General features: G+C 42.6%; 8 protein-coding genes and 1 pseudogene. 1 reads left to right on the top strand and 8 read right to left on the bottom strand.

Going from position 1 to position 13,252, the window contains the following annotated elements:
• Positions 1 to 10: 10 nt before the first annotated feature.
• From sucC to sdhC, 8 genes are all read right to left on the bottom strand, one after another.
• Positions 11 to 1,177 (bottom strand): ADP-forming succinate--CoA ligase subunit beta, encoded by a 1,167-nt coding sequence (gene sucC / locus J699_RS02130; protein ID WP_004640348.1) that lies wholly within the window; start codon positions 1,175 to 1,177, stop codon positions 11 to 13.
• A 135-nt stretch (positions 1,178 to 1,312) separates the two neighbouring features.
• Positions 1,313 to 2,746: a dihydrolipoyl dehydrogenase gene (gene lpdA, locus J699_RS02135; RefSeq protein ID WP_004652192.1), complete on the bottom strand. Its 1,434-nt coding sequence runs from the start codon at positions 2,744 to 2,746 to the stop codon at positions 1,313 to 1,315.
• A 131-nt stretch (positions 2,747 to 2,877) separates the two neighbouring features.
• A complete protein-coding gene (gene odhB / locus J699_RS02140; protein WP_005227096.1) occupies positions 2,878 to 4,068 on the bottom strand; it encodes a 2-oxoglutarate dehydrogenase complex dihydrolipoyllysine-residue succinyltransferase in 1,191 nt (396 codons plus the stop codon).
• Complete coding sequence (locus tag J699_RS02145) at positions 4,068 to 6,908, bottom strand: 2-oxoglutarate dehydrogenase E1 component (protein WP_005227094.1); 2,841 nt, start codon at positions 6,906 to 6,908, stop codon at positions 4,068 to 4,070. Before J699_RS02145 ends, odhB begins: the two co-directional genes overlap by 1 nt.
• 742 nt (positions 6,909 to 7,650) lie before the next feature.
• On the bottom strand, positions 7,651 to 8,361 hold the full coding sequence (locus tag J699_RS02150; RefSeq protein WP_005227092.1) for a succinate dehydrogenase iron-sulfur subunit: 711 nt from the start codon (positions 8,359 to 8,361) through the stop codon (positions 7,651 to 7,653).
• Positions 8,362 to 8,375: 14 nt separating this feature from the next.
• Positions 8,376 to 10,271 carry a succinate dehydrogenase flavoprotein subunit gene (sdhA, locus tag J699_RS02155; protein ID WP_005227091.1) on the bottom strand — a complete coding sequence of 632 codons (1,896 nt, stop codon included), beginning with the start codon at positions 10,269 to 10,271 and terminating at the stop codon, positions 8,376 to 8,378.
• A 12-nt stretch (positions 10,272 to 10,283) separates the two neighbouring features.
• Positions 10,284 to 10,649, bottom strand: a complete 366-nt coding sequence (gene sdhD / locus J699_RS02160; RefSeq protein WP_005227090.1) for a succinate dehydrogenase, hydrophobic membrane anchor protein — start codon at positions 10,647 to 10,649, stop codon at positions 10,284 to 10,286.
• Positions 10,649 to 11,050 (bottom strand): succinate dehydrogenase, cytochrome b556 subunit, encoded by a 402-nt coding sequence (sdhC, locus tag J699_RS02165; protein WP_050441709.1) that lies wholly within the window; start codon positions 11,048 to 11,050, stop codon positions 10,649 to 10,651. The genes sdhD and sdhC overlap by 1 nt, the downstream gene beginning before the upstream one ends.
• An 898-nt stretch (positions 11,051 to 11,948) precedes the next feature.
• On the opposite strand from sdhC, the pseudogene gltA reads away from it, so the two are divergent.
• Positions 11,949 to 13,224 (top strand): annotated as a pseudogene (gltA, locus tag J699_RS02170) (citrate synthase).
• Positions 13,225 to 13,252 lie beyond the last annotated feature (28 nt).

Below are 13,252 nucleotides of genomic sequence, written 5' to 3'. Positions count from 1 at the left end.
TTGATACTCCTTACGCTTTAACTGCAGCTACAACTTTTTCTGCGGCATCAGATAAACCGTTCGCAGAAATTAATTTCAAACCAGATTCATCAAGTAATTTAGCACCTAACTCAGCGTTGTTACCTTCTAAACGAACAACAACTGGAACAGTTACGTTTACTTCTTGAACCGCTGCAATAATTGCTTCAGCAATCATGTCACAACGTACGATACCACCGAAGATGTTGATTAAAACACCTTGTACAGACGTATCAGCAAGGATGATTTTGAACGCTTCGATTACGCGCTCTTTGGTTGCACCGCCACCAACGTCAAGGAAGTTTGCAGGCTGGCCACCATAAAGTTTAATGATGTCCATAGTTGCCATTGCAAGACCGGCACCGTTCACCATACAACCGATGTTACCTTCTAAAGCAACATAGTTAAGATCAAATTCAGAAGCTTTTAACTCACGCTCATTCTCTTGAGACTTGTCACGTAAAGCAGCAACTTTTGGTAAACGGTAAAGCGCGTTAGAGTCGATACCAACTTTCGCATCTACACATAAAATATCGCCATTTTCACGAACTGAAAGTGGGTTAATTTCAAATAATGCAAAGTCATTTTCTACAAATGCTTGGTAAGCAGCGCCCATAATTTTAACAAATTGGCTCACTTGCTTGTCTTTCAAACCTAAAGCAAACGCAACTTCACGTGCTTGGAATGGTTGTAAGCCAACTAAAGGATCAACTTCAACTTTGATAATTTTTTCAGGCGTTTCTTCCGCAACTTTCTCGATTTCTACACCACCTTCGGTAGAAGCCATGAAAGTAATACGACGGCTAGAACGGTCTACAACCGCGCCCAAGTAAAGCTCACGCTCAACTGGGTAAACGTCTTCAGCAACGATAATGCTGTTTACTGGTTGACCATTTGCATCAGTTTGATACGTTACAAGACGAGTACCAATGATGTTGTTAGCAAATTCGATAACATCTTCTTTAGATTTTGCAACTTTAACGCCGCCAGCCTTACCACGACCACCAGCATGAACTTGCGCTTTCATTACCGCGAATTTACCACCAAGCTGTTCAAATGCAGCAACTGCTTCGTCTGCATTTGTTGCCAAGATACCTTCTTGTACTGGCATGCCATATTCTTTCAATAATGCTTTAGCTTGATACTCATGTAAGTTCATTTAGTTACCTACTATGTTGTTTGTGTGATACAGCCTGGTCTTCTTAAAATCAGGCTGCTACATATTGAATAAATGATTGCCTGAACCAGACAATCATCATCATTCAAAAAAGTGTGGCGAACCACACTTTATGTTTTATTTACGCTTGCGTTGAATCGCGTGGATTGCACGACCGTCAACAGAAAGCGCTGCTTCATGTACAACTTCAGAGAAAGTCGGGTGACCGAAAGTCATCAATTGCAAGTCTTCAACAGAAGAAACGAATTCAAGCGCGATCATACCTTGGTGTACGATGTCAGATGCATTAGGACCCACAACGTGCATACCTAAAAGACGATCTGTTTTCGCATCAGCAACGAATTTCACAAAACCAGCAGTATCACCAGCAGCCAATGCACGACCATTCACCGCAAACGGGAATTGACCAGCTTTAACTTCATGACCTTTTTCAGCGGCTTGTTCTTCAGTTAAACCGACCCAAGCTGCTTCTGGATGCGTGTAGATCACGCTGATGATGGTGTCGTAGTTCACTTGAGCAGCATGACCGTGGATACGTTCAACTGCCATTACGCCTTCTTCCATTGCTTTATGTGCAAGCATTGGACCGCGTACCAAGTCACCAATCGCATAAACGCCTTCAACAGATGTTTGGCATTGATCATTGACATCAACCAAACCACGTTCAGTGAGTTTAATGCCAGAATCTTCTGCCAATAAACCTTCTGCATATGCTTTACGGCCTACACAAACGATTAACTTGTCAAAAACTTGTTCTTTGTCTTCGCCAGCCTGGTTATATTTAACCGTTACTTCGCGACCATTGGTTTCAGCACCAGAAACTTTTGCACCGATACGGATATCTAAACCTTGTTTTTTCAAGATTTTTTGATATTCCTTCGCCAATGCTTTGTCTGCCATTGGTAAGAAAGCATCTAATGCTTCAAACACAACAACTTCTGAACCCAGACGACGCCATACTGAACCAAGCTCTAGACCGATCACACCGGCACCGATCACACCAAGACGCTTAGGAACTTCTGGGAATTTTAATGCGCCAGTAGAGTCAACAATCAAGTCTTCATCAACAGGAGCGACTGGAATATTGACAGGTACAGAACCCGTTGCAAGGATCACGTACTTTGGTTCTAAAACCTGTACATCACCTTCAAACGGTGTAAATTCTACTTTTTTACCTGCAAGTAATTTACCCGTACCTTGTAACCACTCGATACCATTACCTTTCAGTAATTGAGCAACACCACCAGTCAATTGATCTACAACTTTGTCTTTACGTGCCAACAAAGTGTCTAAATCAAATTTAACTTCACCCGTGGTAATACCGTGTTCAGCAAGTTCGTGAACAGTGGCTTCGTAACGGTGAGAAGAGTCAAGCAATGCTTTAGAAGGGATACAACCCACGTTTAAACAGGTACCACCTAAAGATGGTTTACCGTTGTGAATACGTTTTTCGATACAAGCAACTTTGAAACCAAGTTGAGCTGCACGAATTGCCGCTTCATAACCACCAGGTCCACCGCCAATAACAACAAGATCAAACTGTTGAGACATCTTTATCTCCAATGAATCGCCCCTATCTTCTTTTATCAGAGAAGAAATTTCACAAACCCAGAAACTAATCAGACTTGTGAAAGTCCCTCTTGTAATTCAAGAGGGACTTCGGGGGATTTTTAAATAAAAAATTATAGGTCAAGAATGAGTTTAGCTGGCTCTTCTAACAATTCTTTGATTGTTACCAAGAAACCTACCGCTTCTTTACCATCGATTAAACGGTGGTCATAAGAAAGCGCTAAATACATCATTGGCAAGATTTCAACTTGACCATTCACCGCCATAGGACGCTCTTGGATTTTATGCATACCCAAGATTGCAGTTTGTGGCTGGTTTAAAATAGGTGTTGAAAGCAATGAACCGAAAGTACCACCATTGGTGATTGTGAACGTACCACCAGTCATGTCTTCGATGCCTAACTTACCGTCACGTGCTTTAAATGCATAGTCACGGATACCGTTTTCAACTTCTGCATAGTTCATACGGTCAGTATCACGAAGTACAGGAACAACCAGACCACGGTCAGAAGAAACAGCTACACCGATGTCATAGAAACCGTGATAAACGATATCGTCGCCATCAATAGATGCGTTTACAGCTGGGTAGCGTTTTAATGCTTCAGTTGCTGCTTTAACGAAGAAAGACATAAAGCCTAAACGAGCACCATGACGTTTTTCGAAAGCATCTTTATATTGCTTACGCATTTCCATGATTGGCTTCATGTTCACTTCGTTGAACGTAGTTAACATTGCAGTTTGTTGTGTAGCCGCCAATAAACGCTCAGCAACACGCTTACGTAAACGTGTCATTGGAACACGTTTCTCGATACGCTCGCCTACAGCAACGCTTAATGGTTGAACTGATGCAGCTGGCTTATGGTTCGCAACATCTTCTTTAGTGATGCGACCACCACGGCCTGTACCTTGAACGTCAGCAGCATTGATACCAGTTTCAGACAATGCTTTACGTACTGCAGGTGCCTGGTTTTGATCAACCGGTTGAGTTGATGCAGCAGCCGCAGGTGCAGATGCAGCAGGCGCCGCTTCTGCTGGTGCAGCAGCTTCAGGAGCAGCCGCAGAAACAGCACCAGCTTCGAATTGAGCAATCACTTCGTCAGAAAGAACGGTATCGCCTTCATCTTTGATGATTGCAACAAGGCTACCATCAGCTGGAGCAACCACTTCTAAAACAACTTTATCGGTTTCAATGTCACAGATCACTTCATCACGTGATACAGGTTCACCTACTTTCTTGTGCCAAGTTGCGATCGTACCGTCAGCAACTGACTCTGGAAATACCGGTGCTTTAATTTCGGTTGCCATTATTTAGAATCTCCTGATTGTTCAACTTCAATAGCAAGTGCGTCATTGATGAGCTGAGCTTGTTGTTTTGCATGCAAGTATGGCGAGCCACAAGCAGGTGCGGCAGATGCTTCACGACCAGCATAGCTAATACGGATTTGTTTACCAGATTTAAGAACGTCTTCATACAAGCGAGGAACGATGAATAACCAAGCGCCTTGGTTCTTCGGCTCTTCTTGTGCCCAAACAAGTTCTTGAATGTTTGGATACTCAGCCATAACTTCAGCCAAGCGTTGTTCTGGGTATGGATACAATTGTTCGATACGAACGATCGCAACATGGTTAAGACCAAGTTCACGACGTTTTTCAAGCAAGTCGTAATAAACCTTACCACCACAAAGCACTAAGCGAGTTACGTCTGCTTTATTGATTTGATCAATTTCATCGATCACGGTTTGGAATGAACCGTTTGCCAATTCATCAAGTGTTGAAGTCGCAAGTTTATGACGTAGTAATGATTTTGGTGACATTACAATCATTGGCTTACGAATCGGACGAACTGCCTGACGACGTAACGCATGGAAAATTTGCGCAGGAGTCGTTGGCGTCATCACTTGCATGTTGTCTTCAGCACAAAGCTGCAAGAAACGCTCTAAACGTGCAGATGAATGCTCTGGCCCTTGACCTTCATAACCGTGTGGCAACAACATGGTCAGACCACAAACACGCTCCCACTTGGTTTCACCCGAAGCGATAAACTGGTCAATTACAACTTGCGCACAGTTTGCGAAGTCACCGAACTGCGCTTCCCAAACGATCAAGCTTTTCGGCAAAGTGGTTGAGTAACCGTATTCAAATGCCAGTACAGCTTCTTCAGACAATAAAGAGTCATAAACCGCAGTACGTGGCTGATTCTCTTTGATATGGCAAAGCGGAATATAAACTGAACCATCTACCTGGTTGTGCAATTTCGCATGACGGTGCGAGAATGTACCACGACCAACGTCTTCACCGGTGATACGTACTAGGAAGCCATCATCAAGCAAAGTTGCATAAGCTAAGGTTTCAGCAGCACCCCAGTTCAGTGGCATTTCACCTGTTTGCATTTTTGCACGGTCATCGATGACTTTTTGAACTTGACGCTGTAATACAAAACCTTCCGGCAATGTATTCATCTTCTGACCAAGCTCTTTCAAACGGTCGATGCTGAATGTTGTATCCCAGATGTCTGTATATTCATGGCCCAAGTATGGCGTCCAATCTACAAACATTTTTTTGTTCGGCTCACGAACCAGTGCATTGGCAACGTGGTTACCCGCTTCCAGATCAGAACGGTAGCCTTCAACCATGGCATCAGCACTTGCACGGTCAAGAATTTTTTCCTGAACCAGCTGATCAGCATACAACGTACGTGTCGTTGCTTTCTTGCTGATGACTTGATACATCAATGGTTGTGTTGCAGATGGCTCATCCGCCTCGTTGTGACCGCGACGACGGTAGCAGAACAAGTCCAGAATGACATCTTTACGGAATTCATGACGGAAGTCATGTGCAATTTGAGTGGCAAAAATAACCGCTTCAGGATCATCACCGTTTACATGGAAAATCGGTGACTGAATCATTTTCGCAACGTCAGTACAGTATTCGGTAGAACGTGTATCACGCGGATCAGAAGTCGTGAAGCCCACTTGGTTATTGATCACGATATGGACTGTACCGCCCACTGTGTAACCACGGGTTTGTGACATCTGGAAGGTTTCCTGGTTCACACCTTGACCTGCAAACGCAGCATCACCATGAACGATAACAGGAAGAACGTCATCACCGCCAATGTCTTTACGACGTACTTGACGCGCACGAACCGAACCTTCAACCACTGGACCAACGATTTCCAAGTGCGATGGGTTAAACGCCAATGCCAAGTGAACTTCGCCGCCTGGTGTCATGACGTTTGAAGAGAAGCCTTGGTGATACTTCACATCACCTGAACCTTTTTTATGCAGGCTCTTGCCTTCGAATTCACCGAAAAGATCAGCCGGGTTTTTACCCATGATGTTGACAAGCAGGTTGAGACGACCACGGTGTGGCATACCAATCACAACTTCTTTACAACCGACGCTACCAGCACGTTGAATGATTTCGTTCATCATTGGAATAAAAGACTCACCGCCTTCTACACCAAAACGTTTTGCACCAACGAATTTATTACCGAGATACTTTTCCAGGCCTTCAGCAGCAGTTAAACGCTCTAGGAAACCTTTTTTCTGATCATTGGTATAGTTGAATTTGCCGCGAACACTTTCCAGACGCTGTTGAATCCAACGCTTTTCTTTAGTGTCAACGATATGCATATATTCTGCACCAATTGAACCGCAGTACGTTGCTTCCATGGCTTCAACCATTTCAGACAAGGTTGCTTCTGCTTTTCCAATGGCGAGGTTGCCTGTATTAAATACAGTATCAAGATCAGATTTGGTTAAACCGTGAGCAGATAAATCGAGGTCAGGAACGTCTTCGCGTTTCGCAAGACCTAATGGATCGAGTTTAGCTTTTTGATGACCACGGTTACGGTAAGCAGCGATGAGTTGTAATACACCAATTTGACGACGCTCATGTTCTGTACTTACAGTGCTTTGAACAACAGGTTGAACTCGGCTTGCATTACGGCCCAGAAGGAGGAATTGCTCGCGCACACTGCCGTGTGGTTGATCACCTTTAGGGTATTTATCGAAATATTCACGCCAATCCTCTGACACTGAGGTTGGAGAAGTTAGGTACTGTTCGTATAGCTCTTCAATATACGCTGCACTATCAGCGGAAAGTTCAGTGTCAAGACGCAATGCGTCAGCAACTTCTTGCATTTTTGGACCCATTTCCTATTGCAAAAAATAATACAGGCTGCCTTTTAAGCACACCCATGATTCATAGTGCCAAATTGGTAACACGACACTACTACCCAAGGTAATCCAACCCTGAGACATTATTACTACACATCAGGAGTAATCCCTGTGATGTAACAAATGAGCCATGCACCTTCAATTCAAGGCACATAACTCATTCTTCATACTCGATGAAATCGAGCAATTTTTTGCAAATCATTTTAGAAAAATTAACTAAATTTTTAACTTTTCTAAATTGACTTTTTCACTAAAACCTGTACAAATCTTGAAGGCTTTCTTAATCGATAAGCCCAAGAATCTGCTTATTTTTTGATTCCAGTTGTGGCAGAAATCCTAACATGTTCTCAAGCTTGGATTGATTTTTTTGACACATACCACCTATAAAGCAGCGAAATACACATATCAAATTATATTCTAATATACCGCCCTTTTGATAAAAGTTGCACTCCAATCGATCAAAAATAAACATTCTCTACAAATATTGCACAAAGCGCATCCAGTTTGATTAAAAATAAATCAACCTAGTCACCATATCGATTTTGATGATTTTAATTAGCAACAAAATCCATAAATATTTGAGGCTAAATTTCTCAAATTCAAGTCAGGTTTTATTCAGGCAGTTACTTTTCAACCAGTCGTTAAACTTTCACAAAATAAAAAAGAAGCCCCTTGCGGGGCCCCTTTCTGGCTTAGAAAAAACGAATTAACCCGCTTGATCTAATAACATGTTACGAATGTGACCAATTGCCTTTGTCGGGTTCAAACCTTTAGGACATACAGATACACAGTTCATGATCCCTTTACAACGGAACAAAGAGAACGGATCGTCTAAACGAGCCAAACGCTCTTGTGTTGCTGTATCACGAGAGTCAATGATAAAGCGATACGCATTTAACAATGCAGATGGTCCAAGGAACTTATCAGGGTTCCACCAGAATGATGGGCATGAAGTTGAACAACATGCACAAAGGATACATTCATATAGGCCATCTAAGTGTTCACGCTCTTCTTGAGACTGTAAACGCTCTTTCGCCGGAGCTGGCTGGTTGTTGATCAAGAACGGCTGAATCTTGTCATATTGGTCATAGAACTGGTTCATGTCTACAACCAAGTCTTTTACCACAGGTAAACCTGGTAAAGGACGGATTACAATCTTCTCTGGCAAGTCGTTCAAGTTCCACAAGCACGCCAAACCGTTTTTACCATTGATGTTCACACCATCCGAACCACAAATACCTTCACGGCAAGAGCGGCGGAATGTTAATGATTCATCCTGCACTTTCAACGCAAGTAACGCGTCAAGCAACATACGGTGCTTGTCGGTTAACTCAAGTTTGAAGGTTTGCATGTACGGCGCTTTATCCTTATCAGGATCATAGCGGTAGATTTCGAATGTACGAGTGCCTCTACTCATCTTGGTTCTCCCGATTAGAATGTACGTGGTTTAGGTTCAATTGCTTCAACCGTTAACGGGCTGAAACGCACTGGCTTATATTCAAGACGGTTGTCTGATGAATACCATAAAGTATGCTTCATCCACTCATCATCACGGCGACCGTAAGAGTAAGTTGGGTGATCCGGTGCTAACTCATAGTCAACCACGGTATGCGCACCACGACATTCTTTACGTGCAGCAGCAGAAATCAAGGTCGCCTTCGCAACTTCATACAAGTTTTCAACTTCTAACGCTTCAACACGTGCAGTGTTAAATACGCGAGACTTGTCTTTTAAATGAATGTTACGTACGCGTGGCTCAATCGCCAGGATTTCTTTCACGCCTTTGTCAAGCAACGCTTGGGTACGGAATACACCTGCGTGATCTTGTACGATGTCACGGATTGCATCAGCAACTTCTTGTGCATTTTCACCAGTCGTTGATTCATCCAGTTTACGTACACGCTCTAAGGTATTAACCAATACATCTGTTGGAAGCGGTGCATAGTCATCGCCATGATGTTTGGTCACGTAATCAATGATGTGTTCGCCCGCTGCTTTACCAAATACCACAAGGTCAAGCAATGAGTTGGTACCTAAACGGTTTGCACCATGTACCGATACGCAAGAACATTCACCAATCGCGTAGAAACCTTTTACCGGCTTCACATAGTCACGCGTACCTTTATAAGAATACTCTTTAGTATCCTTATCGTAGTGCGCAGAGAATTCACCCTCTTCCACACCATGCGGCACAACCACTTGACCATGAATGTTGGTTGGAATACCACCCATTTGATAATGGATTGTTGGTACTACCGGAATTGGTTCTTTGGTACAGTCAACGTTTGCGAACTTCTTACCAATCTCATAAACAGATGGCAGACGTTTCATGATTGTTTCAGCACCTAAATGCGTCATATCTAGCAAGATATAGTCGGCTTTAGGACCACAACCACGACCTTCTTTAATTTCCTGGTCCATAGAACGTGATACGAAGTCACGTGGCGCCAAGTCTTTTAAAGTCGGTGCATAGCGCTCCATGAACGGTTCGCCGTCTTTGTTACGAAGAATCGCACCTTCACCACGGCAACCTTCGGTTAACAATACGCCTGCGCCTGCAACACCCGTTGGGTGGAATTGCCAGAATTCCATATCCTGTAATGGAATACCTGCACGAGCAGCCATACCAAGACCGTCACCAGTATTGATATATGCGTTTGTAGATGCGCGATAAACACGACCCGCACCACCGGTAGCAAATAAGGTTGCTTTAGCCTGGAATACCGCGATGTTACCGGTTTCCTGGTCAATGGCAGTTACACCAAGCACGTCACCCGCTTCGTTACGGATCAAGTCTAATGCAATCCACTCAACGTAGAACTGGGTGCCCATTTTCACGTTGCTTTGGTACAAGGTATGCAATAACGCATGACCTGTACGGTCGGCAGCAGCACACGCACGTGGAACCGCTTTTTCACCGTAGTTAGCAGAGTGACCACCGAATGGACGCTGATAGATCGTACCATCTTGGTTACGGTCAAACGGCATACCTAGGTGTTCAAGCTCGTAAACAACTTTTGGCGCTTCACGGGTCATGAACTCGATTGCGTCCTGATCGCCTAACCAGTCAGAACCTTTAACCGTGTCATAGAAGTGATAGTGCCAGTTATCTTCTTGCATGTTACCTAACGACGCACCAATACCACCCTGGGCAGCAACCGTATGCGAACGTGTCGGGAATACTTTGGTCAATACCGCAACTTTTAAACCCGCTTGAGCAAGTTGGTAAGCAGCGCGCATACCAGAACCACCACCACCGACGATAACGGCATCGAAAGTGAGGTTTTGAATATTTGAATAATCTTCTTTAGGGTTAATAGCGCCCATGATCTCTTCCTATCAATTTGCCCAGAAAATCTGGATACCCCAGATTGCGTACACGATCACTGAAATAATGACAGCAGAAGTAAGTACAAGGCGTAAACCTGAAGCTGAAGGACCCATTTGACGAGTCGTTACATAATCAGTAAAGACTTGCCACATACCAATCCAAGCGTGTGCAACCAGCGATAATACTGCTAATAAAGAAAAGATCTTCATTGGCAAAGTCAGCATAAAGCCAGCCCATTGTTCATAACCAAATCCGCTATGGCAAAGGATCCAGCCTAATAAAACAATAGTGTATGCAGCCAACACTACAGCACTGATACGCTGGATATACCAATCGCGTGAACCTGAACCTGTTAAACCTGTAGCACTTTTCATTAGAACATAATCCATACAAAGGCTGCGACGATACCGATCACAGATAAGATCAATGAAACTGTAGCCGCAATACGACCGCTTTGTAATTCTTCAGCGAAACCGAGGTCAGCAAGTAAATGCTTGATCCCTGCGATTAGGTGGAAAATTAATCCAGCTACAAATACCCATACGACAAAACGTACAAGGATATTTCCGAAAACGACATTTTTAACGTAGTCAAATCCTTCTGGTGAAGATAAAGATTTATCCAAAATCCATAAAAGAACAGCGACTAATAAGAAAACGATTACACCTGATAGACGGTGTAGAATTGATGCAATAGCCACGGGTGAGCGTAAATTTACCGCTAACACCTGACCCATGGACAAATTGACAGGTCTGTTGCTTTTCACAGCGGGCATCCTGTAGGTAGAAACTCCATCCGGAGTTTGTTTGAATTAATTCAAAGGAAAGCTGGCATTGTTAGGCAAGCACAGCACATGCCTAACCTATAAACGACATCGAATTATAAAACGTGAAATATCAAAATACAAACAATCAGCTTTCGCTTTAGTCGAAAAAAACTTTAAATAAGAATCATTCACATGCATAATAATGACCAAAAAAACCACATGCTCAGACAAAAAATACTATCTAGTTGTTTTGTAATGATAAAATTAAGATACTATTTTTTATGGATAGTTTCTAATTTAATAAATTCTTTTCTTATATTTTCTCAAAATAATTCGTTTTTAAGTTTTTATTTGTCCAAATAATCACAGTTTATGCATACTCCAAAATAATAGTGCTCATTTATATATTAAATATAATCAATTAATAATCTATTTTTATAAGTCAGCCGCAGAAATCAATCAGTCATTTTTTATACAATCAATTGCACCAAAATGAATCAATTATTAGTTTAAAAGTCACGTTTTTAATTGTTTTTTTAATGACCAGTACAGGCTAAGCATAGGGAAACACAGGCTTTTGAAAAGCGATAAGTATTTATTTTATAAGCAGCAAAATATTGTCTCTCTAAAAATTTACTTACAATTGGACTGATGCTTCATTTTTTTTCTGCACCTAAATCTTGATTTGACATATTATACTCGACCGGTGCTGTGATTTTACTCAGTTTTTTCTTCGATACTGAATGACTAATTGACTGTAGCAACGTCATTTTTTATCCCTAAGTATAATTGACAAAATTTTAGTAGCCACTAATCTTATAGCAAATTTTGACACCGTCTGATTCGCACATGACAAGATTAGTATTTCGAGTCAGATAATCATTCACCAGGACAGGAGATCTATTGAATGTCTGCAGCAACTGGCAAAAAAGCCGTATTACAGCTTGATGGCAAAGAAATTGAATTACCAATTTACAGCGGCACATTGGGCCCAGATGTAATTGACGTTAAAGATGTATTAGCATCAGGTCACTTTACTTTCGATCCTGGTTTTATGGCGACAGCGGCTTTTGGATCTAAGATCACATTCATTTATGGGGACAAAAGGTGTGTTATTACACCGTGGCTATCCGATTGATCAATTAGCGACTCAAGCAGACTACTTGGAAACTTGTTATTTATTATTAAATGGCGAACTTCCAAATGCTGAACAAAAGACAGAATTTGACGCTAAAGTACGTAACCACACTATGGTTCACGATCAAGTCAGCCGTTTCTTCAATGGTTTCCGTCGTGATGCTCATCCGATGGCGATAATGGTTGGTGTTGTTGGTGCGTTATCTGCGTTCTATCACAATGGTTTAGACATCGAAGATGTAAATCACCGTGAAATTACCGCGATTCGTTTAATCGCAAAAATCCCTACCCTTGCAGCATGGAGCTACAAGTACACTGTAGGTCAACCATTCATTTACCCACGTAATGATCTTGGTTATGCAGAAAACTTCTTACACATGATGTTTGCAACACCTGCTGACCGTGATTACAAGGTAAATCCTGTTCTATCACGTGCAATGGACCGTATCTTCACACTTCATGCGGACCACGAACAAAATGCATCTACCTCTACAGTTCGTCTTGCCGGTTCTACTGGTGCGAATCCGTATGCATGTATCTCTGCTGGTATCTCGGCACTTTGGGGACCTGCTCACGGTGGTGCAAACGAAGCTGTACTTAAGATGCTTGATGAAATTGGTAGCGTAGAAAACGTTGCTGAATTCATGGAAAAAGTGAAGCGTAAAGAAGTTAAACTCATGGGCTTCGGTCACCGTGTTTACAAAAACTTCGACCCACGCGCTAAAGTCATGAAACAGACTTGTGACGAAGTTCTTGAAGCTTTAGGCATCAACGATCCACAATTGCAACTTGCAATGGAACTTGAGCGTATTGCGCTTAGCGATCCGTACTTCGTAGAGCGTAAGCTTTACCCGAACGTAGATTTCTACTCAGGTATCATCTTAAAAGCGATTGGTATCCCAACAGAAATGTTTACGGTAATCTTCGCGCTTGCACGTACAGTAGGCTGGATCAGCCACTGGTTAGAAATGCACAGCGGTCCGTACAAAATCGGTCGTCCACGTCAGCTTTACACAGGCTCGACTCAACGCGACATCAAACGTTAATTCATATTAGCGTTGATAAAAAAGGATG

This window comes from Acinetobacter sp. 1000160 (assembly GCF_000588715.1).
Taxonomy (GTDB): domain Bacteria; phylum Pseudomonadota; class Gammaproteobacteria; order Pseudomonadales; family Moraxellaceae; genus Acinetobacter; species Acinetobacter courvalinii.
The sequence above is the reverse complement of the archived record's forward strand: the minus strand, read 5'-3'. Positions and strand labels throughout refer to the sequence as shown.

Bases quoted from the DNA above. Each gene is read 5' to 3' on its own strand.
- J699_RS02145 (WP_005227094.1), bottom strand. From the start codon at position 6,908: ATGCAAGAAGTTGCTGACGCATTGCGTCTTGACACTGAACTTTCCGCT.
- odhB (WP_005227096.1), bottom strand. From the start codon at position 4,068: ATGGCAACCGAAATTAAAGCACCGGTATTTCCAGAGTCAGTTGCTGAC.
- J699_RS02150 (WP_005227092.1), bottom strand. From the start codon at position 8,361: ATGAGTAGAGGCACTCGTACATTCGAAATCTACCGCTATGATCCTGAT.
- lpdA (WP_004652192.1), bottom strand. From the start codon at position 2,746: ATGTCTCAACAGTTTGATCTTGTTGTTATTGGCGGTGGACCTGGTGGT.
- sdhD (WP_005227090.1), bottom strand. From the start codon at position 10,649: ATGAAAAGTGCTACAGGTTTAACAGGTTCAGGTTCACGCGATTGGTAT.
- sucC (WP_004640348.1), bottom strand. From the start codon at position 1,177: ATGAACTTACATGAGTATCAAGCTAAAGCATTATTGAAAGAATATGGC.
- sdhA (WP_005227091.1), bottom strand. From the start codon at position 10,271: ATGGGCGCTATTAACCCTAAAGAAGATTATTCAAATATTCAAAACCTC.
- sdhC (WP_050441709.1), bottom strand. From the start codon at position 11,050: ATGCCCGCTGTGAAAAGCAACAGACCTGTCAATTTGTCCATGGGTCAG.